Source organism: Pandoraea terrae (assembly GCF_902459695.1).
GTDB classification, from domain to species: domain Bacteria; phylum Pseudomonadota; class Gammaproteobacteria; order Burkholderiales; family Burkholderiaceae; genus Pandoraea; species Pandoraea terrae.
Genome location: NZ_CABPRZ010000032.1, coordinates 24,155 through 48,884 on the forward strand (window position 1 = coordinate 24,155; position 24,730 = coordinate 48,884).

General features: G+C 62.7%; 20 protein-coding genes and 2 pseudogenes. 15 read left to right on the plus strand and 7 right to left on the minus strand.

Annotation, left to right across the window (positions count from 1 at the left end; all coding sequences use genetic code 11):
• Window positions 1-16 precede the first annotated feature (16 nt).
• The gene (locus tag PTE30175_RS24890; RefSeq protein WP_191629206.1) at window positions 17-745 is read left to right on the plus strand and encodes a DUF2968 domain-containing protein; all 729 of its coding nucleotides are present in this window, start codon (window positions 17-19) and stop codon (window positions 743-745) included.
• Window positions 746-1,105: 360 nt separating this feature from the next.
• Window positions 1,106-3,001: a potassium transporter Kup gene (locus PTE30175_RS24895; RefSeq protein WP_150699754.1), complete on the plus strand. Its 1,896-nt coding sequence runs from the start codon at window positions 1,106-1,108 to the stop codon at window positions 2,999-3,001.
• Between the two features lie 177 nt (window positions 3,002-3,178).
• Here the strand turns inward: PTE30175_RS24895 and PTE30175_RS28885 are convergent.
• From PTE30175_RS28885 to PTE30175_RS24915, 5 genes and pseudogenes are all read right to left on the minus strand, one after another.
• A pseudogene (locus PTE30175_RS28885) lies at window positions 3,179-3,268 on the minus strand (DUF2778 domain-containing protein); the annotation flags it as partial.
• A 59-nt stretch (window positions 3,269-3,327) separates the two neighbouring features.
• Window positions 3,328-3,594, minus strand: coding sequence for a hypothetical protein (locus PTE30175_RS24905; RefSeq protein WP_150699755.1), 267 nt, complete (start codon window positions 3,592-3,594; stop codon window positions 3,328-3,330).
• Window positions 3,575-3,967: a DUF2778 domain-containing protein gene (locus PTE30175_RS24910; RefSeq protein WP_338044475.1), complete on the minus strand. Its 393-nt coding sequence runs from the start codon at window positions 3,965-3,967 to the stop codon at window positions 3,575-3,577. The genes PTE30175_RS24905 and PTE30175_RS24910 overlap by 20 nt, the downstream gene beginning before the upstream one ends.
• The gene (locus tag PTE30175_RS29145) at window positions 3,877-4,092 is read right to left on the minus strand and encodes a hypothetical protein (RefSeq protein ID WP_338044474.1); all 216 of its coding nucleotides are present in this window, start codon (window positions 4,090-4,092) and stop codon (window positions 3,877-3,879) included. Before PTE30175_RS29145 ends, PTE30175_RS24910 begins: the two co-directional genes overlap by 91 nt.
• A 49-nt stretch (window positions 4,093-4,141) precedes the next feature.
• Window positions 4,142-4,624 (minus strand): annotated as a pseudogene (locus tag PTE30175_RS24915) (Hcp family type VI secretion system effector).
• 633 nt (window positions 4,625-5,257) lie between these two features.
• On the opposite strand from PTE30175_RS24915, the gene PTE30175_RS24920 reads away from it, so the two are divergent.
• Window positions 5,258-6,412: a hypothetical protein gene (locus PTE30175_RS24920; protein ID WP_150699756.1), complete on the plus strand. Its 1,155-nt coding sequence runs from the start codon at window positions 5,258-5,260 to the stop codon at window positions 6,410-6,412.
• A 146-nt stretch (window positions 6,413-6,558) separates the two neighbouring features.
• On the opposite strand, the gene PTE30175_RS24925 is transcribed toward PTE30175_RS24920, so the two are convergent.
• Complete coding sequence (locus PTE30175_RS24925; protein ID WP_150699757.1) at window positions 6,559-8,907, minus strand: Tex family protein; 2,349 nt, start codon at window positions 8,905-8,907, stop codon at window positions 6,559-6,561.
• A gap of 213 nt (window positions 8,908-9,120) precedes the next feature.
• Between PTE30175_RS24925 and PTE30175_RS24930 the strand changes: the two genes are divergently transcribed.
• The 3 genes from PTE30175_RS24930 to PTE30175_RS24940 are packed head-to-tail and all read left to right on the plus strand — an operon-like array spanning window position 9,121 to window position 12,572.
• Window positions 9,121-9,972: a hypothetical protein gene (locus PTE30175_RS24930; RefSeq protein WP_150699758.1), complete on the plus strand. Its 852-nt coding sequence runs from the start codon at window positions 9,121-9,123 to the stop codon at window positions 9,970-9,972.
• 54 nt (window positions 9,973-10,026) lie between these two features.
• Entirely contained in the window at window positions 10,027-10,230 is a 204-nt protein-coding gene (locus PTE30175_RS24935) for a YdcH family protein (protein WP_150699759.1), read from the plus strand.
• A gap of 59 nt (window positions 10,231-10,289) precedes the next feature.
• The gene (locus PTE30175_RS24940) at window positions 10,290-12,572 is read left to right on the plus strand and encodes an ATP-dependent DNA helicase (RefSeq protein ID WP_150699760.1); all 2,283 of its coding nucleotides are present in this window, start codon (window positions 10,290-10,292) and stop codon (window positions 12,570-12,572) included.
• An 82-nt stretch (window positions 12,573-12,654) separates the two neighbouring features.
• Here the strand turns inward: PTE30175_RS24940 and PTE30175_RS24945 are convergent, their stop codons facing one another.
• Window positions 12,655-13,473 carry an outer membrane protein assembly factor BamD gene (locus PTE30175_RS24945; RefSeq protein ID WP_150699761.1) on the minus strand — a complete coding sequence of 273 codons (819 nt, stop codon included), beginning with the start codon at window positions 13,471-13,473 and terminating at the stop codon, window positions 12,655-12,657.
• Window positions 13,474-13,494: 21 nt separating this feature from the next.
• Between PTE30175_RS24945 and PTE30175_RS24950 the strand changes: the two genes are divergently transcribed.
• The 9 genes from PTE30175_RS24950 to PTE30175_RS24995 all read left to right on the plus strand — a co-directional run bounded on the left by PTE30175_RS24950 (window position 13,495) and on the right by PTE30175_RS24995 (window position 24,695).
• The gene (locus PTE30175_RS24950; protein WP_150699762.1) at window positions 13,495-14,610 is read left to right on the plus strand and encodes an RluA family pseudouridine synthase; all 1,116 of its coding nucleotides are present in this window, start codon (window positions 13,495-13,497) and stop codon (window positions 14,608-14,610) included.
• On the plus strand, window positions 14,591-15,469 hold the full coding sequence (gene pgeF / locus PTE30175_RS24955) for a peptidoglycan editing factor PgeF (protein ID WP_150699763.1): 879 nt from the start codon (window positions 14,591-14,593) through the stop codon (window positions 15,467-15,469). Before PTE30175_RS24950 ends, pgeF begins: the two co-directional genes overlap by 20 nt.
• 320 nt (window positions 15,470-15,789) lie before the next feature.
• Window positions 15,790-17,661: a class I poly(R)-hydroxyalkanoic acid synthase gene (phaC, locus tag PTE30175_RS24965; protein WP_420819677.1), complete on the plus strand. Its 1,872-nt coding sequence runs from the start codon at window positions 15,790-15,792 to the stop codon at window positions 17,659-17,661.
• A gap of 76 nt (window positions 17,662-17,737) precedes the next feature.
• A complete protein-coding gene (locus tag PTE30175_RS24970) occupies window positions 17,738-18,919 on the plus strand; it encodes an acetyl-CoA C-acetyltransferase (RefSeq protein ID WP_150699765.1) in 1,182 nt (393 codons plus the stop codon).
• Between the two features lie 183 nt (window positions 18,920-19,102).
• Complete coding sequence (locus PTE30175_RS24975; RefSeq protein WP_150699766.1) at window positions 19,103-19,843, plus strand: 3-ketoacyl-ACP reductase; 741 nt, start codon at window positions 19,103-19,105, stop codon at window positions 19,841-19,843.
• A gap of 129 nt (window positions 19,844-19,972) precedes the next feature.
• Window positions 19,973-20,587, plus strand: coding sequence for a polyhydroxyalkanoate synthesis repressor PhaR (gene phaR, locus PTE30175_RS24980; RefSeq protein ID WP_150699767.1), 615 nt, complete (start codon window positions 19,973-19,975; stop codon window positions 20,585-20,587).
• A 169-nt stretch (window positions 20,588-20,756) separates the two neighbouring features.
• The gene (gene rimO, locus PTE30175_RS24985) at window positions 20,757-22,121 is read left to right on the plus strand and encodes a 30S ribosomal protein S12 methylthiotransferase RimO (protein WP_150699768.1); all 1,365 of its coding nucleotides are present in this window, start codon (window positions 20,757-20,759) and stop codon (window positions 22,119-22,121) included.
• A 92-nt stretch (window positions 22,122-22,213) separates the two neighbouring features.
• Window positions 22,214-23,395, plus strand: a complete 1,182-nt coding sequence (bktB, locus tag PTE30175_RS24990; protein WP_150699769.1) for a beta-ketothiolase BktB — start codon at window positions 22,214-22,216, stop codon at window positions 23,393-23,395.
• 82 nt (window positions 23,396-23,477) lie between these two features.
• Entirely contained in the window at window positions 23,478-24,695 is a 1,218-nt protein-coding gene (locus PTE30175_RS24995; protein WP_150699770.1) for a cystathionine beta-lyase, read from the plus strand.
• Window positions 24,696-24,730 lie beyond the last annotated feature (35 nt).

Genomic DNA, 24,730 nt, shown 5'->3' on the forward strand with positions numbered 1-24,730 from the left:
CAGGAAAATAGATCAGATGAAAGTGCGTGATTGCCGGGGGCGATTCTGGTTGAGCGTGGGGGCAGTGTGCGTGGCGGCGTGGGGATCTTCGGCGATGGCGGCCGATGCGGCGAAGGGGCCGGTGGATTCGGCCGTGCCTGGACAGACCAACACGCTGCAACTGCCGAGCGGCAGCAACGCGGCGCCTCAGGTGTCGGGAACGATCCAGGAGCTGCGCGACCGTATCAAGAATCGGGAAGTCACGGAACTGCGCACCACTTACAACGGCCGCTACGGCTCAAGTCTGTTGTTCTACCCGGCAGATATGAACTACTACGTGGCGCTTTTCCATGAAGGCCAGTTCTGGCGTGTGGTGAAGCTCCCGAATGAGAAGAAGGCCGAGGCGCTGTACGCCGACTTCGTCCGCCAGACGCAAACGCTGGCCGACGTCGAGATCCGCCGCATCAAGCTGGAAGCCCAGAAGGCGCTGATGGAGCGTCAACTGGCGGCGAGCGAGGCGCGCCTCAACGCGATCCAGAGCGACCTGGCGATCCAGCGCGAGCAGGAACAGCAACTGGCGCAGAACCAGCAGGCCGTGCGTGAGCAGGCCGGGGCGCTGGAAACCGAGCGCAATGCAGCCCGGCTTCGCCTGGTTGACCTTCAGGGCCAGATTCGATCGCTGGAAAACGCGCAGAACAGCGCGGACTCCGATCTGATGCGTTCGGTCAAGGCCAGCAGCCACAAGCCTGCAAAGCGTCATCATTGACGCCGTCGCTTCCCGGCGGAAGGGCCACCCGAGGGTAGGGTGGCCTTTTTGTTACCCGCGCGCTGTTTGGCACGCGGTACACTCAATCCGTCGGGCTGTCGAGCGCGAATGGGGGCGTGTCGCGCAATTGCAACTGGCAAATCGGCGACGGCGCATACGCGTGTCGGGTGGGGCGCATGCCGGACGCCGCCAAACCCTAGCCGGACGGGTCGTGCGCCGCCGGGCGAACTATCCTGGCGATGTCCGGTTGCGGGAGGCGGGCGGACACTCAGGACACATCCGGACTGGCGACCGGCATCGCGCCCCGTTAGAATAGCGCACATTTGTGCAGCGCAATAAAGCGACTTCCCTACCTTATTTATGACGCAAAACATACGACATGGGCATGGGCCTCAAGCCTTGCCCGCGCTCATGATCGCCGCAATCGGTGTGGTATTTGGCGACATCGGCACGAGTCCACTCTATGCGCTCAAGGAATGCTTCGACAAGGAGCATGGCATCCCGTTCAATAGCCAGGCGGTATTCGGCATCATCTCGCTGATTTTCTGGGCATTGGTGATTGTGGTCTCGCTCAAGTACGTGCTGTTCGTCATGCGCGCCGACAACAAGGGCGAGGGCGGTGTTCTGGCGCTGATGGCGCTGAGCCTGCGCAGCGTGAAACACCAGGGCGGACGTGTGGCGACCACGCTGATGATGCTCGGGATGTTCGGCGCCTGCATGTTCTACGGCGACGCGGTGATTACGCCGGCCATTTCGGTGATGTCGGCGGTGGAGGGGCTGGAAATTGCGGCGCCATCGCTCACGCGCTTCGTGCTGCCGATTACGATTGCGATCCTGATTGTCCTGTTTTCCATGCAGAAGTCGGGCACGGCCAAGGTCGGCCGGCTGTTCGGACCGGTGATGGTGATCTGGTTCGTGATTCTCGGCGTGCTGGGCGTCTACAACATCTTTCGGGCCCCGGAAATCTTCCACGCGATCAACCCATACTACGCCATCGCGTTTATTCGAACCCATGCCCTGCAGGCCTATGTCGTGCTCGGCTCGGTATTCCTGGTGCTGACGGGCGCGGAAGCGCTCTACGCGGACATGGGGCACTTCGGCATACGTCCGATCCGGTACGCATGGTCTTTGCTGGTGTTTCCGGCGCTCGTGCTGAATTACTTCGGCCAGGGTGCGCTGCTGCTCACGAACCCTGAGGCGATCCAGAATCCGTTCTTTCTGATGGCGCCGGACTGGGCGCTGCTGCCGTTGGTGATCGTTGCCACGCTCGCGACCGTGATCGCCTCGCAGGCGGTGATTTCGGGAGCGTTCTCGCTGACGAGCCAGGCGATCCAGCTCGGCTACGTGCCGCGCATGAAAATCCAGCATACGTCCGATCGCGAGATTGGCCAGATCTACATGCCGGTGATCAACTGGATGTTGCTGCTGGTGATCATCTGGATCGTGCTCGGCTTCAAGTCGTCGAGCAATCTGGCGGCTGCGTACGGCATTGCCGTGACGACCACCATGGTCATCACGACGATTCTGGCGTGCGTGGTCATGGTCAAGGTCTGGAACTGGAACAAGTTTCTGGTGGCGATGATCATCACCAGTTTCCTGGTGGTCGACTTCGCGTTCTTCGGCGCGAACCTGATCAAGGTCGAGGAGGGCGGCTGGCTGCCGCTGGCGCTGGGCGCATTCCTGTTCTTCATGCTGATGACGTGGCACAAGGGGCGTCAACTGCTGCGTGAGCGCACGGCTGCTGACGGGATTCCGCTGGCGCCGTTCCTGCAGGGGCTGCTGGCGCATCCGCCGCATCGCGTTGCCGGCACCGCGATCTATCTGACGGGCGGCAATACGCTGGTCCCGGTGAGCTTGCTGCACAACCTCAAGCACAACCGCATCCTGCACGAGCGCACGATCTTCATGACCTTCCGCACGGTCGATGTCCCCTATGTGGATGACAATGCGCGCATCGAAATGAAGGACCACACCGGCGGATTGTTCAGCGTGGTGGCGACCTTCGGTTTCAACGAGACGCCGGACGTCAAGGAAGTGCTGACGCTGATGGAAGGCAAGTCGGACATGCACTTCGAACTGATGGACACGTCGTTCTTCCTGGCACGCGAGACCGTGGTGCCGACCAAGCTGCCGGGCATGTCGATCTGGCGCGAGCGGGTGTTCGCGTGGATGCACCAGAACGCGGCCAAGCCAACGGACTTCTTCTCGATCCCGGCCAACCGTGTGGTCGAGTTGGGCACGAAGATCGAGATTTGACGGAGGCGCGCCGGCCGATACGACAAGCGCCGCGTTGTTTGAACTGCACCCCGAAAGTTGGACATCAATCCAACCTTTGGGGTGTTTTTCATGACGAAATACAAAACGGAGTTCAAACGACGGCTAGTTCAGGAGTACCTGTCTGGCGCCGGTGGTGCCGGATTTCTGAGCAAGAGGCCCGCCAGTGGGCCGATCCACGATCCAATATCTACCGGCCGAAATCGGTTCGATGCCGAGCAAAGCGGTGCAACCGCCTCGGTTTCGATACGCACCGTGCATGCCGGTTCCACGCCCGCCCGCCTGCTTTCAGAGGCTCAATGCTCGTGCTAGGTGTCCTTCCAGAAGCGTCGAGCACAGATTCGCCACAGCCGGATGAGCAAGATATAAACGACAACTGCCGTCACCAGTTGGCAGATCATCATCGTGGGAACTATGAGGTCGTTGGCATCTTGAATGCCTAGCTTGCCTGATAGGCCGTACCAGAACGTCAACTGATAATCTGGCACGGGGTAGATGTGAACATGCTTGATCGAATACAACCAAATAAACAGAAAGAGCAGAATTTTATAGGCCCTACGGACAAGTGTTGCCATGCGTAATCACCTCAATGCAACCGTAGGCCATCAGTCCGGAATCGCGAGCGGGCACGCGACTAGTAGCAAGGAGTGCGCGGCGAATCGCCAAGTATTCCACGCGGCTAGATAGTGTGATGCAGCCTTGGGAAATGCCACTTCCGCCCAGTGGGTGAAGCCGAAAAAGACCTCGACGCACGCCGTTGATCCACGTTTGATCATCGATGCGGCCATCGTCCCGATAGAGCGCGAACCATTCTCGGTGATCGACAAAGCGCCTCGTAATGCTGGTGCCGAGATCCGTCATCCACTGGTAGGCTTTTGAAAAGTTGCCGCCCGTCGGACGGTCGACAATCCAGTATTTTCCTGCGGGTAGCGGCCCGCTATACGGGATTGCTGTGCATCCCCCCGGTTTCGATAAGCGCCATCCCCGGAGAACGCCAGATAGGTGCCGACGCCATTGATAACCAGCGGGGCCAGGGTCTCGTTATTGACCACAAACTTGCCGTATAACGCCATGAATCAGTTCCCGATGCTGTTGAGAAAAGGGGGCATGCCGCAGTGCCAATTAGCGGTCATTCCACGCATCGGTGAACTTGATATTGCCGTCGGTGTAATGCCATGTGATGCGCTCGTACATCATGGAAACTGACTCCATGTGATTGAGCTGCGACATGCTCATCACTTTGGTATTCGCCATGCCGGGATTGACGCCGGTGATCTTCACGTCTTCGAGCAGCATCGCGAAATACAGCTCCTCGCGCCCGTTATTGTTGATTCGATATCAGCGCAACTCAGCAGATTCCAGGGTTTGACCCGTTGCGACGGCTTTGTACAGATACGGACTCGACGCATCGAACTCCTTTTCGAGGGACATCGGAGAGTGCATGCGGGTGCCGGTGATAATTCCGCTCTGGCCATCCACGGGCAGCGTAAGGCCGTGGCTGAATCCAATGATCTCGATACTTCCCTCTCGTCCCTGAACGGTCGAGGAGCCCTTGATGTCGGTGCCGCCGTCATCCTTGAGCCACAGATGCGCTGGAATTGCCATAACGTCCATCTCCAAGTAGGTAAGCGCGATGTTCGCGCGAGGCCGCCACTTATATCGCGGCACAGCGTACGTGGGCAATGGGCAAAGTCCCAATTCAATATTCCGGCGCGACTCAGGCATTGACTGCGCTCGCACAGGTGCAGCTATCGGAATGAACGACGGTGTCGCCGCCTCCAGTCGCCCCGCCTTGGCCAACCCCAGCCATTTGTGCACGATATTGGCGTTCATGCCGTACTTGCGCGCCACGCTCGACACCGACTCGTCCGCAGCGTGGCACTCGGCCACAACCACTCGCTGGAATTGTTTCGAGTGGGCGCACCGTACGCGCTGAACTGCCAATTCTGTACTCATGAAAGTGTCCGCTTATTTTTAAGCGGACACTATCTGTCGACTCGGCGAGCCCTGCAAGATGGGTTCGCCAGCTGCTTACCTCTGATCGACCTTTGTTCCGAATAGTTGATCAGTCTTCGTCCCTGCGCGGAACCTGCACATTTGTGGCGGGAATCAAAACACTTCAGTTGAAACACTGAAGCTGCGCTATGGCTTGTGGGCAATATCGGATCTGCGCCCCCTCTCGCGAGCTGTCCCGGGGGCGTAATGCGATGCAGGCGAATTGAGCACCGAGGAGGGGGTATGGAGGCTGTGCGTCAGGGAGGAGCGTCAAGATATTTCAGTCGAGGCGAATGGAAGCGATTGCCGGTCTCGAAGGAGGGCGTACAGGTCTACCGCGTCCCGGATCGCCGGGGCCGAAGTCTCGCTGGGCGCCATCAAGCCATTGTCCGGGCGCTGGAAACGATCAGGAATCGCTCCGCCGATGTCGAGGGAGAGCAGAAAACGCTTGGCGACGTTTACCAATTCGACAGAACACTCACCACATTGCAGGAGGCCGTTGATCAACTTGGGCGCCGATGGCGGCTCAGCAGTCCCATTGGCAAACCTTGGGGTGCGCGATCGCTCAAGGGCTCTGCTGCCGACGTGCAACGGGCGCTGGATCTGTATCAAAAATCGATCCATGCGCTGGAACGGCGGTTTGACATCGTGGATCGCTATAGAGCAAACGAATTGAGCCGAACGGAGGCAAATCGCGAGATCGCCGCGTTGTCCCCTCGTGTTGGCGATCTACTCAAAGAGGCGCGGGCATGTATCCCGAAGGAGAAACGCCGCATCCGAACCAAATGCGCAATGATCCTGGGCGTGACGCTGGTCGCCTTGACCTTGACGGCGCTCGCCTCAACGGCGGTCGGCCTGGTGCCAATAGGCATCGGCTTGGTCCTGACATTGACGGGTTCGCTATTGACGGCGACAAACGGTATCGCCAGTCACCTGATTTTTCAGCGCAATCCGGCTTGGGGGGCGCTTGAGAAGGCATTCGATGAATGCGAACTTCTATTTGAGAATCTGGAGAAAAGTATGTGGGCAAACGTGAGTATCCAAGTAACGGCCTTGGAAAGGCACATGGCGGAGATTGAGAAGCTGACGGATACGCGACTAGCCAGGACAGAGACGCGACTTGCGCAAATCGGGAGCGCTCAGGCTGAAAACAACAACGCGCTGTTGGCCGCGATTGCCTCGGTCAAGCAAAGCGGAATCGCCGACAAAAATGCAGTCAGAGAGTTATTGACGAAAACGCTAGAGGACTTCGCACAGCAGCAGCGCGAACAAATGGAAGCGCATTTCCTGGACGTTCGAGAAAGTCTCCGGCAAGAATTTGCAGGGGCCAGGGCGCAAGGTACCGAAATGCAACAGTCATCGGGGCAGCGTCGGGATATGGCGTCGAGCCGTCTCTGATGCTTCAGGAGGTGTGAATGCGTGAGGTCCTGCGCCGCTGCACATCCTCGGTATCTCCGAATCCGCCAAAAACAAACGGGAGCGTCTCCACGCTCCCGTCTGTCATTTTGATGCCGCGCAACGGCAAGGCTTTCGCGCTGTTGGCCTTAACGCTTGAGCTTCGCGAACGCCGCCGCCATGGCGCTGACCTGCTCCGGCTCACGCGGGCGCGGCTGCGCACGGCCACCGCCATTGCCACGGCTGCCACCGCCATTGCCGCCGCCGCCGCCACCGCTACCCGGGCGATCGCTCGCACCGGCCACCGGCAGGTCATCGGCCAGGCGCATCGTCAGCGAAATGCGCTGGCGCCGCGGGTCGACCTCGAGCACCTTCACCTTCACGATGTCGCCGGCCTTCACCACTTCATGCGGGTCCTTGATGAACTTCGTGGACATGGCCGACACGTGGACGAGGCCGTCCTGGTGCACGCCAATATCGATGAACGCGCCAAATGCGGCCACGTTCGTCACGACGCCTTCGAGCTGCATGCCCGGCTTCAGGTCGGTGAGCTTCTCCACGCCTTCCTGGAACGTCGCCGTCTTGAACTCCGGGCGCGGATCGCGGCCCGGTTTCTCCAATTCCGTCAGGATGTCCTTGACGGTCGGCAGGCCGAATCGTTCGTCGACGAATTCCGTCGGCGACACACCGCGAACCGCCTCGCGGTTGCCCATGACACCGGCAATGTCCTTCTTGATCTTCGCGAGAATGCGCTCCACGACCGGATACGCTTCCGGGTGGACGGACGAGCGGTCCAGTGGATTGTCGCCCGCGTTGATGCGCAGGAAGCCTGCCGCCTGCTCAAACGTCTTGTCGCCCAGGCGCGGCACCTTTTTCAGCGACTCGCGATTCGCGAACGGGCCATTGCTGTCGCGGAAGTCCACGATATTTTTTGCCAGCGTGCCGTTGAGCCCCGAAACGCGCGCCAGCAGCGGCGCTGATGCCGTGTTCACGTCGACACCGACCGCATTGACGCAATCCTCGACCACCGCATCGAGCATGCGCGCGAGTTCGCGCTGGTTTACGTCATGCTGGTACTGGCCGACGCCGATCGCCTTCGGCTCGATCTTGACGAGTTCGGCCAGCGGATCCTGGAGGCGGCGGGCAATCGAGACCGCGCCGCGCAACGACACGTCCAGCTCCGGAAATTCGCGTGCGGCGAATTCGGAGGCCGAATACACCGACGCGCCGGCTTCCGACACGACGATCTTTTGCAGCCTCAGTTCCGGGTGACGCTTCATCAAATCGAGCGCCAACTTGTCGGTTTCGCGCGACGCCGTGCCATTGCCGATGCTGATCAGCTCCGCGCCGGTGGCTGCCGCGAGCTTCGCCAGACGCGAGATCGAGCCGTCCCAGTCGCGGCGCGGCTCGTGCGGATAGATCGTGTCGGTACCCAGCAGCTTGCCCGTGTTGTCGACGACGGCGACCTTCACGCCCGTACGAATACCCGGGTCGAGACCGATCACGGCCTTCGGGCCGGCCGGCGCGGCCAGCAGCAAGGCCTTCAGGTTGCGCGCGAACACGCGAATGGCTTCGCTTTCAGCCGTTTCCCGCAATTGCGTGAGCAATTCCGATTCCAGATGCGGCTGCACCTTGACGCGCCAGCACCAGCGGCATACGTCGGCGAGCCACTTGTCGGCCGGGCGGTTCTGGTTGCGAATGCCGAAATGCCCCGCGATCACCCCTTCGCCGGGATGCGGCACTTGCGCATCGAGCTCTTCGCCGAGTCCCAGCTTGACCATCAGGATGCCGAGATTGCGGCCGCGGAAGAGGGCAAGCGCGCGGTGCGACGGCACCGAGGCGATGCTCTCGGCATAGTCGTAGTAATCGCGGAATTTCTCGCCTTCCTCGCTTTCCTTGCCTTCGACGACCTTCGAGGACACGACACCTTGCGTCCACAGATAGTCGCGCAGCTTGCCCAGCAGTTCGGCCGTTTCGCCGAACTGTTCGGACAGGATGTCGCGCGCGCCGTCGAGGGCGGCCTTGACGTCGGCGACGCCTTTTTCCGCGTCGACGAACTTGGCCGCTTCGGTTTGCGGATCCAGCATCGGATCGGCCATCAGCGCCTGCGCCAGCGGTTCGAGGCCGGCCTCGCGGGCAATCTGGGCACGCGTGCGGCGCTTGGGTTTGTAGGGGAGGTAAAGATCCTCGAGCGTCTGCTTCGTGTCAGCGGCCTCGATCGCCGTGCGCAGCGCGTCGGTCAGCTTGCCCTGTTCGTCGATGCTTTGCAGGATCGCGGCACGGCGATCCTCGAGTTCGCGCAGGTAGAGCAGACGTTCCTCGAGGTTGCGCAGCTGCGTATCGTCGAGATTGTCGGTGACTTCCTTGCGGTAGCGCGCGATGAACGGCACGGTGGCGCCTTCGTCCAGCAATTGAACGGCGGCGGCGACCTGACGCGGCTTAACGTTGAGTTCGTCGGCGATGCGTTGAACGATCTGAAGAGCTACGGTTTGCGTCATGAGTGTTGCGAATTGCCTTGAACGGAGCCTTTGACATCGGCAGCCCGCACCAGCGGCGGGCGTGCGGCGGGATCGCACCCGCCGCGCTTGCTCGTGCCGCGCCGCGAATTCCCGCGCCGGCGGCACAAGTGCCAAGAGCGAGGCATTTTGCCATAAACCGCGGGCGCGTCCGGTCGTGGAATGCTAAAATTTGGCATCACTTCGCTCAACCTCATGATTTCCTTCGCAAAAAAGTTTTCGCTCAGCCCGCTCGCCGCCTGCATTGTGTTCGCACTTGCTGCCGTGCCGGCTGCGCCTGCCTTCGCGCAGGGCCAGACTGCCGCCGAATCGATGGGGCGCTTGCCGCACCAGATCGAGGCGCCAAAAGCCCCGTACGACGCTACCGCCGATCGCGTCGCGCCGGCTTCCGCCGCCGCGCCGAACGCCAGCGACGCCATCCCGCCCGTGGATGACAACCTGAATCTGCACCCGGAAGCGTCCGATTTCGACGGCCGCCGTGCGCTGCTCGACCGGCAGCGCGCGTGGGCCGAGTATCGTTTTTCCGAAGCCGAGTACGAATGCGCTTCGAAGTTCTTCGTGACGTCGTGCGTTGAGAGCGCGCGCGAAAAGCGCCGCGAAGAACTGAAAGCCATTCGCAGCCAGCGCCTGGTGCTGGACGACGATGTGCGCCGTGCGCGCGCCGAAGAACGGGAGACGCGGCTGGCGGAAAAGAAGGCGCAGGAAGCGGCCGAGGCGACGCAGAAAGAGGCCGAACGCCGGGCTAACGTCGAGAGCTATCAGAACAAGCAGGCCGAGTATCAGCAGCGCGTGACCGAACGCACCGGACACGCGCCGGAACGCGCGGCCAACGCGGCGGCGCACGACGCGAAACAGGCCGAGCGGCAGCAGAAGCTCCAGGAAGCGCAGAAATCGGCGGCGCAGAAGGCGGCGGAACGCGAGGAAAACGTGCGCAAGTATCAACAGAAGCAACAGGAAGCCATCGAGCGGCAGCAGAAGTCCGACGAACGCAAGGCGAAAGCGGCCGAAGGCGATAATTCCCCCCGGAACGCGTTGCCGGGCAAATAAGCCGTGGCATGCCGTCGGCGGGAAGCATTTGTCGAGTAGCGAGAGGAGCGTGCGATGCAGCAGGACCTTCATTCCGTACAGTGGCGCATCATCGAACTGCAGATCGAGCACCGCGATCTCGATTACCTGATAGATAAGCTGCTGACGGAGCCGACGTACGATGAACTCCAGGTCAGCCGCCTGAAGAAGCGGCGGCTGAAGATCAAGGACACCATTACGCTGCTGCAAGTGCAGCAGACACCCGACCAGCCCGCCTAGGTGGGCGGTTGCCGTTTTTCTGACGGACCCGTTGCGGTTCGTCGCACCCAGTAGCCGTTTTGACCGAATCCGCCACACCCCGCGAGACGTCTGCCGACACGTCGTCCTCCGCACCCGACGCCGCCACGCCGGCCGCCGCCGCGACATTTCACGGACTTGCGCCGCTTGCTGCCAGGCGCGTGCGCGAGCTCGAGGAAATTTTCGGCGACGGCGGCATGCTGTCGCGCGCCATTGACGGTTATCGCAGCCGCGAGCCGCAGCGAGAAATGGCGCGCGCCGTCGCTGCCGCCATGGACTCGCACGACACCTTGATCGCCGAGGCCGGCACCGGCACCGGCAAGACGTACGCCTATCTTGTGCCCGCCATGCTGTGGGGCGGCAAGACGATCATCTCGACCGGCACGAAGCATTTGCAGGATCAGCTGTTCGGCCGCGACATTCCGACCGTGCGCCGCGCATTGGCCATGCCCGTCACGGTGGCGATGCTCAAGGGACGGTCGAATTACCTGTGCCACTACTATCTGGAACGCACACAGCAGGAGGGCCGGCTCGGCTCGCGCCACGAAGCGGCGCAACTGCGTGAGATCGCCGTATTCGCGCAGGTCACCCATAGCGGCGACAAGGCCGAGCTGGCGAGCGTGCCGGAAAATGCGCCGATCTGGGCGCACGTGACATCCACGCGCGATAACTGCCTCGGTCAGGAGTGCCCGCGCTACAAGGACTGCTTCGTGATGCAGGCCCGCAAGGAAGCGCAGCAGGCCGACATCGTGGTCGTGAACCACCACCTGTTCTTCGCCGACGTGATGCTGCGCGACACGGGCATGGCCGAGCTGCTGCCGAACGCCAACACCATCATTTTCGACGAAGCGCACCAGTTGCCCGAAACGGCCACCCTGTTCTTCGGGGAGACGGTGTCGACGGGGCAATTTCTGGAATTGGCGCGCGACACGGTGGCCGAAGGCCTGATCCACGCGCGCGACGCGGCCGAGTGGGTCAAGCTCGGCGCCAGTGTCGAGCGGACCGCGCGCGATGTTCGTCTGACATTCGGGCAGGACAATGTCCGCATGGCGGTCGGCCAATTGCCCCCCAGCCATGGTGTGTTCGACGCCCTCGATGCTCTCGATGCCGCCCTGCAGGACTTGATCGAAACGCTTCAGCATCAGGCAGAACGTGCCGAATCGCTTGGCGCGTGCCTGCGTCGTGCGACCGAACTGCATCAGCAACTGGAACGTTGGCGCATGGGCGTCAATCCGCCTTCGCCGGGCGAGACGCCGGCTGAGGATGCCGATGCCCCGCGCGTGACGGACGGCAAACGGGAAAAGGCGGCCAAAGCCGCCAAGGCGGCGCGTGAACGCGAAGCGCTTGAAGCCGCTTTCAAGGCGAAAACGGCGGCGGAATTGTCGGTGGACGCCGGGGCCGGTGCAAACGCGCCCGCAGCGGCAAAGGCGGCAGATGCATCCGGCGACGTGCCGGAAAACGTCAGATGGATTGAAGTGTTTTCGCAGGCCGTGCAGTTGCATCAAACGCCGCTGTCGATCGCGCCGATTTTCGCGAAGCAGCGGGGCGGTGCGCCGCGCGCCTGGGTTTTCACCTCGGCGACACTGTCTGTGCGGGGAAATTTCGCACACTACGCCGCTCAGTTGGGGCTCGATGCGAACAAATCGCTGACGCTGGCCAGTCCCTTCGACTACGAAAATCAGAGTTTGCTGTATGTGCCGCGCGGGCTGCCGCAGCCGTCGGCGCCGGGGTTCACGGATGCCGTGCTCGATGCCGCGTTGCCGGTGCTCGAAGTCAGCGGCGGGCGCGCGTTCGTCCTGTGCACGACGCTTCGCGCCGTGAATCGGGCGGCCGAGCGGCTTCGCGACGAATTTGAGCGCCGTGGCTGGGATTACCCGTTGCTGGTGCAGGGCGAGGCGAGCCGCACCGAACTGCTCGACCGGTTCCGTGCCCTGGGCAACGCCGTCCTGATCGGCAGTCAAAGCTTCTGGGAAGGCGTGGACGTGCGTGGGGAGGCCCTGTCGCTGGTGATCATCGACAAGTTGCCATTCGCACCGCCCGACGATCCGGTGCTGGCGGCACGCCTCGACGCCCTGACGAAAAAGGGTCTGAGCCCGTTTGCCGTGCATCAGTTGCCGCAGGCCGTCATCACGCTGAAGCAGGGGGCGGGGCGTTTGATTCGTTCCGAGGGCGACCGGGGCGTGTTGATGATCTGCGATCCCCGTCTTGTCGACAAACCTTACGGCCGCCGTATCTGGCAGAGCTTGCCGCCATTCAAGCGCACGCGCGAGCTGCCCATCGTGCGCGGATTCTTCGACGAACCGGATAGCCCGCCATCCGCCTGACGGCGCCCGAAATGCACTGGCAATAAAAAATCCCTCGCCGTGGCGAGGGATTTTCTTTATCGCACACCCGCGGGCGGGCCGCTTACTTCCAGAGCTGCCACCACGACTTGTCCGGATTCTTGCGGCGGTAGCCGAGCGTCAGGTAGTCGCTCTTCGGGTACGTTGCCGCCATCACACGCTTGGCGTCATCGCGCAATTGCGTCATGCCGAGCGCGTCATAAGAGCGGATCATGATGCCCAGCGCGTCTTCATTGGCGGGCGCTTGATCGTAGTCCTTCAGGGCCGTTTGCGCACGGTTCACGGCGGCCAGATATGCGCCGCGGCGATAGTAGTACTCGGCGGCGTGCACTTCATGCGCGGCCATCGCATTGACGGCGTAGCGCATGCGCAGGGCGGCATCCGGCGCGTACTTGCTGTTCGGATAGTGCTCGACCAGGTACTTGAAGCTGTCGTAGGCGTCGCGAAGTGCCTTCGGATCGCGTTCTGACAGGTCCTGGCCGCTGAAGCGGCCGAACAGACCCAGATCGTCGTTGAAGTTGATCAGGCCCTTGAGGTAATAGGCGTAGTCGATCGACGGGCTGTCCGGATGCAGCTTGATGAAGCGGTCGACGGACGTCAGCGCCTGCGCGGAATCATTGTCCTTGTAATAGGAATAGGCGGCGTTGATCTGCGCCTGCTGGGCGTGCTGGCCGAACGGATCGCGGCCTTCCAGCATTTCATAATACTTGGCGGCCTTCGTGTAATCGCCGCTGTCGAAGGAGTCCTTCGCTTCCGCGTATAATTTGTTCGTCGACCAGCTGGCCGTTTCGTCGACCTTCTCCGGCAGGATGCCGCAGGCGGCGAGTCCGCCAGCCAGGATTGCGGCCAGCGTCAGATGTTTGACAATTTTCAGGGCTTGCATGCTCGTTGGCTTCAGTTCTCGATGACCCGTTCAATACTGCTGGATTATAGCCCAAGCGCTTCATTTGCCACGGAAATTGCGGAGGATCCGATTGATGACGATCTTTCACCGCGTTCCGCCGATGCCATAAACGTCCCTGCAACCGCCGCCTTCGAGGCGCCGTTGTCGGCCGAAATCCCGTTCACGCTGGCCGGCGACCGCCTCGACAAGGCGCTCGCACAACTGTTTCCCGACTATTCGCGCAGCCGCCTGCAGGCGTGGGTGGAAGCCGGGCGCGTCACACTCAACGGCGCGCCGGCCAAGGTGCGCCAACGTGTCGCCGGTGGCGAACAGATCGTCGTCACGCCGGCGGCGCTGCCGGAACAGCTTGCGTTCTCTGCCGAGCCTGTGCCACTCGCGGCGGTTTATGAAGACGCCGCATTGAGTGTTTTCAACAAACCTGCCGGACTCGTCGTCCACCCGGCCGCAGGCAACTGGTCCGGCACGCTGCTCAACGGGCTCCTGCACCGTTACGGTCAACAGGCCGCCGATCTGCCGCGTGCCGGCATCGTCCATCGGCTGGACAAGGACACCTCCGGGCTGATGGTCGTGGCGCGCACACTGGTCGCGCAGACCGATCTCGTGCGCCAGTTGCAGGCGCGGACCGTCAAACGTCATTACGCGGCCCTCGTCTGGGGGCGCCCCGTCGCCCGCAAGGTGGTCGATGCGCCGATCGGCCGCGATCCGCGCGAGCGCACGCGCATGGCGGTCGTCGAGGGCAGCGCAGGCAAGCCGGCCCGCACGCGGGTCGTCACCCTGGCGACCGCCAATTGGGAGGAATCCCCGGTTTCCCTCGTGCTATGTTCGCTCGATACGGGGCGTACGCATCAGATCCGGGTGCATATGGCGCATCTGGGGCATCCGTTGCTGGGCGATTCGCTGTATCGGTCCCGCGCCAAGCGCCCGCCGCTGCCGAACGGATTCGCGCGGCAGGCGCTGCATGCGTGGCGGCTCGGGCTGCTGCACCCCGACGACGGGCGCGCCATGCACTGGCAAGCGCCGTTACCCGACGACCTCGCGGCGCTGAAGGCGGCGCTGGGCCTGACGTTCGACCTTTCAACGCTCCCCGATTCCCTGGATGACCTCTTCCCCGCTTGAGCACCCTGTTTCGCCGGACCTGACGCCGCCGGGGCCGCAAGGCGCGGCAACGGGATATCCGGCCAGCTGGATCGTGCCGGATTGGCCCGCGCCGGCCAACGTGCGCGCTGTTTTCACGACCCGCGAAGGCGGCGTGAGCGCAGGGCCGCATGCCTCGTTCAACCTGGGCGTGAAGGCGGACGACGATCCCGAAGCCGTGCGCATCAATCGTGAGCGCCTGGCGGCCATCACGGGGGCAACGCCGGCCTGGCTGGCGCAAGTGCACAGCGCTCGCGTCGCCGACGCCGAAGAGGCATTGCGGGGGTATGACACAGGACAGCCGATCGAGGCGGACGCCAGCGTCACGACGGCCACGGGTATCGCATGCGCCGCGCTGGCGGCGGATTGCCTGCCGGTCCTGCTGTGCGATACCGACGGTCAGGCGGTCGGTGCCGCGCACGCCGGCTGGCGAGGATTGTGCAGCGGTGTCATCGAGGCGGCGGTGAGGTCGCTGCGGGCCCGTTTGCCTGCCGGCGGTGAAGGTACCGCCGTGCTGGCGTGGCTGGGGCCTTGCATCGGGCCAGACGCATTCGAGGTGGGCAGCGAGGTGCGCGAGTCGTTTCTGGCCGCGGCGAATGCGGGGGAGGCCGAAGCCACGAACGCCGCGTTCGTGCCGCACGGGGCCGCCGAAAACGGCAAATATCTTGCGGATTTGTGTGCGCTGGCGCGCTTGCGTCTCGCCCGGGAGGGCGTAACAACGGTCTCGGGCGGGCGATGGTGTACGGTCAGCGATCCGGCCCGTTTCTATTCGTATCGCCGGGATCGGGTGACGGGGCGTCTTGCCGGCGTTGTCTGGCGCGCCGGCCCTTCGATCCGCTGACATACAGCAGCAGGGCGGCGGGCGCGAGTCCGCCCAGAACGAATGTCAGTATGCCGAGGATCAACGACGGCATGGTGATGGAAACCATCAGCAGCACATAGAGCCAGCCGAGCAGAACGATAAACATCGGGAACGACGCACATCAAAAACGCCCGCCGCAGCGGGAAAATCCAGCCAAACGTTCGCGGCAAGCATTGACATGCCTGCCGCCGCACGCAAGAATGGTCCACAGGTGCCCGCTTCACGCCAAACGCGAGGGGCGATGCACCGCGTTCCGGGCGCCGGCCCGCGAATGCAACGGACATGACACTCAGGCTACCATGAATCGCGCCAGTGCCAATCACGATCCGGCCGCCAAGGCCGCCTCGTCTGCAAAGACTTCGCCATCGTCTTCCGCTCAAGCGTTCCCGCCAGCGTTTCTCTCTGCTCAGGACATGTCGCAATGGTTCGATGCTGCGCGTCGAATGTTCAGCGATGCCCAGGGCAACGGAGGCTCGGGCGGCGCGGCGAATCCATTTGCGGGCGCTTTCTTCAACCCCATGGCAAACCCGTTCGCGGCGCTCGTCGGCGCGAATTTGCCGCAGACGCCGGCCCTCTCGATCGATCCGGCGCGTCTGACCGAATTACAAAAGGAATACGCGCAAGCATTTTCCGAATTGATGGCCCAATTCAAGGACGGCGGCGCCGAATCCGCGCCTGCGCTCGGCGATCGGCGTTTTGCCGGGGACGGCTGGCGTAATCCGTTCTACGCGCTGCCGGCTGCGCTCTATCTGCTCAACGGACGTTTCCTGTTGCGCATGGCCGAGCTGGTCGATGCCGATGCGAAGACACGCGAGCGCCTTCGTTTCGCCGTCGAACAATGGGTTGCGGCCGCCGCGCCGAGCAACTTCATCGCCACGAATCCCGATGCGCAGCAGCGTATCCTGGAGACGCGCGGCGACAGTCTCGTGGCGGGCGTACGGCACATGCTCGCCGACATGGGCCGCGGAAAAGTTTCGCAAACCGACGAAGCCGCCTTCGAAGTGGGCCGCAATGTCGCGACCACGGAAGGCGCGGTCGTGTTCGAGAACGAACTGATCCAGCTGATCCAATACAAGCCGCTTACGCCGACCGTGTTCCAGCGGCCGCTTGTGATCGTGCCGCCTTGCATCAACAAGTACTACATCCTGGACCTGCAGCCCGAGAATTCCCTCATCCGCTATGCCGTTGAGCAGGGACATACCGTATTCGTCGTGTCGTGGCGCAATCCGGACCAGTCGCTCGCGGGCAAAACGTGGGACGACTACATTGCGCAGGGGCCGCTCGCGGCGCTCGATACCGCGCGCGAGATCAGTGGCCAGAAGCAAGTCAACGCCCTCGGCTTCTGCGTGGGTGGCACGCTGCTTGCGGCGGCGCTCTCCGTCCTGGCCGGACAAGGTCAGAATGGCGCCAAGTCGCCGGTCGCGAGTGTCACGCTGCTCACGACGCTGCTCGATTTTGCCGACACGGGTGTGCTCGACGTCTTCATCGACGAAGCCCACGTGCAATTCCGCGAGCAGACCATCGGCGGGGTCAACGGAAAACCGGCCGGGCTCATGCGCGGCATCGAACTCGCGAATACCTTTTCGTTTCTGCGTCCGAACGATCTCGTCTGGAATTATGTCGTCGACAGCTATCTGAAGGGAAAGGCGCCCCAGCCGTTCGACTTGCTGTACTGGAACGGCGACGGTACCAATCTGCCGGGGCCGATGTTCTGCTGGTACCTGCGCCATTTGTACCTGAAAAATCAGTTGAAGGAGCCGGGTGTGCTGTCGGCCTGCGGCGTGCCACTCGATCTTGGCCGCATCGATGCGCCGGCCTACGTTTTCGGTTCCCGCGAGGACCACATCGTGCCGTGGACGTCGGCGTTCCGCTCGTTGCCGCTCCTGGGTGGCGAAAAGCGCTTCGTACTGGGTGCCTCCGGCCATATCGCGGGGGTGGTCAACCCGCCGGCGAAGAAGAAGCGCAGTTATTGGCGCAACGACGACGTGGGCGCAGAATCGCAGGCCTGGCTCTCGGGCGCAACGGAGCATCCGGGCAGTTGGTGGACCGACTGGAGCGAATGGCTGGCACCCTTTGGCGGAAAACGCATCAAGGCGTCAAATGCGTATGGTAATGTTGCCTTTCCACCGATTGAGCCGGCGCCGGGCCGCTATGTGAAGGCGAAGGCCTGAAGCCGAAGCGCGATATCGGGATGGACAGGAGAGGGCACCGCCGCCCGCTCGAATTAATTGAACCGAGGATGATGTTATGACGGATATCGTGATTGTGTCGGCCGCGCGGACCGCGGTCGGAAAATTTGGCGGTTCGTTGGCCAAGATTGCCGCGCCGGAGCTTGGCGCGACCGTGATCCGTGAAGTGCTCCAACGCGCGAAGTTGTCGCCGGAGCAGGTCAGCGAAGTCATCATGGGCCAGGTGCTGACGGCCGGCTCGGGCCAGAATCCGGCGCGTCAGGCGTCGATCAAGGCCGGGCTGCCGCACATGGTGCCCGGCATGACCATCAACAAGGTGTGCGGCTCGGGCCTCAAGGCCGTGATGCTTGCGGCCAACGCGATCATCGCGGGCGACGCGGACATCGTTGTGGCGGGCGGCCAGGAAAACATGAGCGCGTCGCCGCACGTGCTGCCGGGCTCGCGCGACGGGTTCCGCATGGGCGAGGCCAAGCTGGTCGACACGATGATCGTCGACGGCCTGTGGGACGTCTACAACCAGTACCACATGGGCCAGACGGCCGAGAACGTCGCGAAGGAATACGGCATCACGCGTGAAGCGCAGGATGCCTTCGCCGTTGCTTCGCAGAACAAAGCGGAAGCTGCCCAGAAGGCCGGCCGCTTCGACGCGGAAATCGTGCCGGTGTCGATCCCGCAGCGCAAGGGCGATCCGGTCTTGTTCAAGACCGACGAATACGTTCGCCATGGCGCCACGCTCGAATCGCTGTCCAGCCTGAAGCCGGCGTTCACGAAGGACGGTTCGGTCACGGCCGGCAACGCCTCGGGCCTGAATGACGGTGCTGCCGCTGTCGTCGTCATGTCCGCCAAGCGTGCCGAACAATTGGGCCTGAAGCCGCTCGCGCGCATCGTTGCCTATGCCAACGCGGGCGTCGATCCCAAGGTCATGGGCATGGGCCCGGTGCCGGCATCGCAGCGCTGCCTGGAGCGTGCGGGCTGGAGCGTGCAGGACCTCGACCTGATGGAAATCAACGAAGCGTTTGCCGCGCAGGCGCTGGCCGTTCATCAGCAAATGGGTTGGGACACGTCGAAGGTCAACGTCAATGGCGGCGCCATCGCCATCGGCCATCCGATCGGTGCGTCGGGCTGCCGTATTCTGGTGTCATTGCTGCACGAAATGGAACGCCGTTCCGCGCGCCGCGGCCTGGCCTCGCTATGTATCGGCGGCGGCATGGGCGTGGCGCTGGCGGTCGAGCGCGTCTGAGGGCGTGCGCGCCGCGCAATAAGCATTCGCGTCGGCGGTACGCCTGAAGGAAATGCATGAGGCGTACGCATGATGATGAACGCGGAGACGGAAGCCGCTTGCGGGAACGCAGCGGCTTCGTAAAGGTCAATTGGCAGTCGTATCTGGCGGCCGCAAGTGGCCGCCATCAAGGGGGAGAGTTCCATGACTCAACGCGTTGCTTATGTTACGGGCGGTATGGGCGGCATCGGTACGGCCATCTGTCAGCGGCTGTACAAAGACGGATTCCGTGTCGTGGCCGGTTGCGGCCCGAACTCGCCGCGCCGGGTGAAGTGGCTGGAAGAGCAAAAGGCGCTCGGTTACGATTTCGTGGCCTCCGAAGGGAACGTCGGCGACTGGGATTCGACGAAGGCGGCATTCGACAAGGTCAAATCCGAAGTCGGCGAGGTCGATGTGCTGGTCAACAATGCCGGTATCACGCGTGACGTGGTGCTGCGCAAGATGACGCACACCGACTGGACCGCGGTGATCGACACCAACCTGACCAGCCTCTTCAACGTCACCAAGCAAATCATCGACGGCATGGCCGATCGCGGCTGGGGCCGCATCGTCAACATCTCGTCGGTCAACGGTCAGAAAGGCCAGTTCGGCCAGACCAACTACTCCACCGCCAAGGCCGGTATTCACGGCTTCACCATGGCGCTGGCGCAGGAAGTCGCGACCAAGGGTGTCACCGTCAATACCGTCTCGCCGGGCTATATCGGCACGGACATGGTGAAATCGATCCGTCAGGATGTTCTCGACAAGATCATCGCCACGATTCCTGTCAAACGCCTTGGGAGGCCGGAGGAAATCGCGTCGATCGTGGCCTGGCTGGCGTCGGAAGACTCCGGTTTTGCCACCGGGGCTGACTTCTCGCTGAACGGCGGCTTGCACATGGGGTGATGGCAGCTGTGCGGCAGGCCCGGGGTTAGGGCTTTGCCGCATAGCAACAAGCGACCTACAATCGATAATATGTGGAATCTCCGACCGCCGGTCGGGGATGTCCCTTTAGAAAAGCAGGAAATCCAGCGCATGACCGCGAGCAAGAAGACCGACGAACGCCTCATCAAGAAATATCCGAACCGGCGTCTGTACGACACGCAAACCAGCACGTACATCACGCTTGCCGACGTGAAGCAATTGGTGCTCGAGACTGAGGAGTTCAAGGTCGTTGACGCCAAATCGGGGGAAGACCTGACGCGCAGCATCCTGCTGCAGATCATTCTGGAAGAGGAAACCGGCGGTGTGCCGATGTTCTCGAGCGCGATGCTCTCGCAGATCATCCGTTTCTACGGTCACGCGCTGCAGGGCATGATGGGCACCTACCTGGAAAAGAATATCCAGACGTTCATCGAGATCCAGAACAAGCTGGCCGACCAGTCCAAGGGGATCTATGAGGGTGCGGCGTTCAATCCTGACGTCTGGGCGCAGTTCATGAATATGCAGGCGCCGATGATGCAGGGCATGATGACGAACTACATCGAGCAATCGAAGAACCTGTTCGTGCAGATGCAGGAACAGATGCAGAGCCAGGCCAAGAACATGTTCAGTACGTTCCCGTTCCCAGGTGGCCCGGGCGGCCCGGGCGGCCCGGGCGGTCCGGGGGCGCCGGGTGCACCTGGCAGCAAGGATCCGAAGAAGCCGTAAGCGACTGCCGCATTCGGCGGAACGGGCAGCGGGCGAACAGGGTAAAATACGCGGTTGTTCGGTTGTCACCAGCGGTTTCAACCAACGTTTTCAACCCGCGTTTTGTTGCAGGTGCGCGGCGTCTTGTCGCCAGCGCGCGCCTGCGAGCGCATATATCAGGATTTGCCCCATGTCCCGCCCTTCGCCCGCCGGCACGCCCAAAGTCGGCTTTGTTTCGCTTGGTTGCCCCAAGGCCCTGGTCGACTCCGAGCAAATCCTGACGCAGTTGCGCGCCGAGGGTTACGACATCGCCGGCACGTATGACGGCGCCGACCTGGTTGTCGTCAATACCTGTGGCTTCATCGACGACGCCGTGCAGGAAAGCCTCGACGCAATCGGCGAAGCGCTCGCCGAAAACGGCAAGGTCATCGTTACCGGCTGCCTTGGCGCCAAGAAGGACGCCGCCGGGCAGGACATCGTCACCGCCGTCCATCCGAAAGTGCTCGCCGTGACCGGCCCCCATGCCGTCGGCGAAGTGATGAACCATGTGCACCTGCACCTGCCGAAGCCGCACGATCCATTCACCGATCTCGTGCCGCCTGCCGGCGTCAAGCTCACGCCGCGTCACTATGCCTATCTGAAGATTTCGGAAGGCTGCAATCACCGCTGCACGTTTTGCATCATCCCGTCGATGCGTGGTGATCTTGATTCGCGTCCCGTGGCGGAAGTCATGCTCGAGGCCGAAAATCTGTTCAAGGCGGGTGTCAAGGAACTGCTTGTCATCTCGCAGGATACGAGCGCCTACGGCGTCGACGTCAAATACCGCACCGGTTTCTGGAACGGCCGTCCGCTCAGGACGCGTATGACCGAACTTGTGACCGCGCTCGGCGAATTGGCCAAGCAGTACGATGCCTGGGTGCGCTTGCACTATGTCTACCCGTATCCGCACGTCGACGAAATCATCCCGATGATGGCCGAGGGGCACATCCTGCCGTATCTCGACGTGCCGCTGCAACACGCGCACCCGGACGTGCTCAAGCGCATGAAGCGTCCGGCCTCTGGCGAGAAGAATCTGGAACGTATCCAGGCGTGGCGCAAGATGGCCCCGGACCTGACGATCCGCAGCACCTTCATTGCCGGTTTCCCGGGCGAGACGGAATCCGAATTCCAGTATCTGCTGGACTTCCTGCGCGAAGCGGAGCTCGACCGGGTGGGCTGCTTTGCCTATTCGCCGGTCGAAGGCGCGCGCGCCAATGAATTGCCCGGCGCGCTGCCCGACGAAGTGCGCGAGGAGCGTCGCGCGCGCTTCATGGAAGTGGCGGAGGAGATTTCGGCGAAGCGCCTGCAACGCAAGGTGGGCAAGACGCTGCGCGTCATTGTCGACGAAATCAATCAGGACGGCGGCATTGCCCGCTCGGCGGCCGATGCGCCCGAGATTGACGGTCTCGTCTATATCGCGCCGACGCAAAAGGCGTCCAAGCGTTACAAGGTCGGCGATTTCGTGTCGGTTCGGATTACGGGCGCGGACGGTCATGACCTGTGGGGCGAAGTCTGACCGAAGACATCTAGTCCGTTGCGCCGCAGCATGTCGCGGCGCAACGGCGCTATACTCATCCCGATACCGGAATTTCAATGAGGAGATGAGCGATGCAACGCGAGGTCGTAGTTGTCAGCGGTGTGCGTACCGCTATTGGTGATTTTGGCGGCAGTCTCAAGGATGTCGCACCGACGGAGCTGGGTGCGCTCGTCGTGCGCGAGTCCCTGGCGCGCGCCGGCGTGGCCGGCGACGAAGTCGGACATGTGGTGTTCGGGCATGTCATCAACACGGAACCCAAGGATATGTACCTGGCGCGCGTGGCTGCCATGAACGGCGGCGTGAGCCAGCATGCGCCGGCACTCACGCTCAACCGCCTGTGCGGTTCTGGCCTGCAGGCCGTGGTGTCCGCCGCGCAGTCCATCCTCCTGGGCGATGCCGATGTCGCCATCGCGGGCGGTGCGGAGAGCATGAGCCGCGCACCGTACCTGATGCCCGGCGCCCGCTGGGGCACCCGCATGGGTGAGTCGCGCCTCGTCGACATGATGCTCGGCGCGTTGCATGACCCGTTTGCCGCGATCCATATGGGCGTGACGGCCGAAAATATCGCCGCCAAGTGGGGCATCACGCGCGACGACCAGGATGCGCTGGCCGTCGAATCGCATCGCCGCGCCGCCAATGCCATTGCGCAAGGCTACTTCAAGGATCAGATCGTCCCGGTCATGCTCAAGAGCAAGAAGGGCGAAGTGGCGTATACGCTCGACGAGCACGTGCGCGGCGACGTCACCCTTGAAGACCTGGCGAAGCTCAAGCCGGTTTTCAAGAAAGACGGTTCAGTGACCGCGGGCAACGCCTCGGGCCTGAACGACGCGGCCGCCGCGATGGTGCTGATGGACCGTGAGCAAGCCGATCGCCGCGGCGTGAAGCCGCTGGCTCGGCTCGTGAGCTACGCGCATGCCGGCGTCGATCCGAACTTCATGGGCATTGGTCCCGTGCCGGCGTCGCAGAAGGCGCTGTCGCGCGCGGGCATCACGGTCGCGGATCTCGACGTGATCGAGGCCAACGAAGCGTTCGCCGCGCAAGCGTGTGCCGTGTCACGCGATCTCGGCTTCGATCCGGCGAAGGTCAACCCGAACGGCTCGGGCATTTCGCTGGGGCACCCGATCGGCGCGACCGGTGCGCTCATTACTGTCAAGGCGCTGCACGAATTGCAACGCATTGGCGGCCGCTACGCACTCGTGACGATGTGTATCGGCGGCGGGCAGGGCATTGCCGCCGTGTTCGAACGTATTTGATTCAGGCGCCGCGCGGCCTCCGGGCCCGCGGCCGATTTCATCCGGGGCCGGTTATGCCGGCCCGCTGCATTTTGGAGTCACGATGACGCAAGAGACCCGCAAGCCGCAGGACGTCCCCGAAGCCAATGGCTGGCACCGGCAAACCAATGTCCTGCATGCCGACACCCATATCCCTGCGGGTTTCTCGGCCATGCCGGCGCCGGTGGCGCGCGCGTCGACCGTCGTGTTTCCCGATCTTGCCGCCATGCGGGCGCTCGACTGGAAGAATGACAGTCAATGGCGTTATGGCCTGCATGCCACGCCGACGTCAATGGAGTTGATGCAACGGCTCGCGGCGATCGAAGGCGGCCGGCATTGCCTGTTGTTTCCGTCCGGCTTGGCAGCCATCGCCAATGTGTACTTCGCGCTCGTGAAGTCGGGCGACGATGTCCTGATTCCGGACAATGCCTATTCGCCAAACCGTGATCACGGCGACTGGCTGAAGGAAGACTTCGGCGTCTCGGTGCGGTATTACGATCCGCTCGTCGGTGCCGGCATTGCTGACCTGATCCAGCCGAACACGAAACTGATCTGGATCGAGGCGCCCGGTTCCGTCACGATGGAAGTGCCGGACGTTCCCGCGATCGCCAAGGTGGCGCGCGATCGCGGCATCCCCACGGCCATCGACAATACCTACTCGGCCGGTCTTGCGTTTGCCCCGTTTCATCATGGCGTGGACATCTCCGTGCAGGCGCTGACCAAGTACCAGTCGGGCGGCAGCGATGTGCTGATGGGGGCCGTCACCACCGTCGACGACGACCTGCATCATCACTTGAAGCGTGCGCGCATGCGCATGGGGTGGGGCGTGTCGGCCGACGATTGCAGTCTGCTGCTGCGTAGCTTGCCGTCGCTGAAACTCCGGTTCGAAGCGCACGACCGTAGCGCGCTGGCGCTGGCGACCTGGCTTAAGCACCGTCCGGAAATCACGGCGGTGCTGCACCCCGCGTTTGCCGACTGTCCGGGCAATGCGTTCTTCAAACGTGATTTCACCGGCGCGGGCGGCCTGTTCTCGGTGGTGTTCGACGGCCGTTTTCCCGGCGCGCAGATCGATGCGTTCGTCGAAGGCCTGCGACTGTTCAAGATCGGCTTCAGCTGGGGCGGCGCACACAGCCTGGCCGTGCCTTACAAGGTGCCCTTGATGCGAACGGTCACGTCCTGGCCGCACAAGGGCGGACTGGTTCGCTTCTACGTCGGCCTGGAAGATGTTCGCGACCTGCAAGCCGACATCGAGGCAAGTCTGAAGGCCCATCTGGTGGGCTAAGCTCGCAGGCATGTAAAATTCGCAAGTTGCCGTTG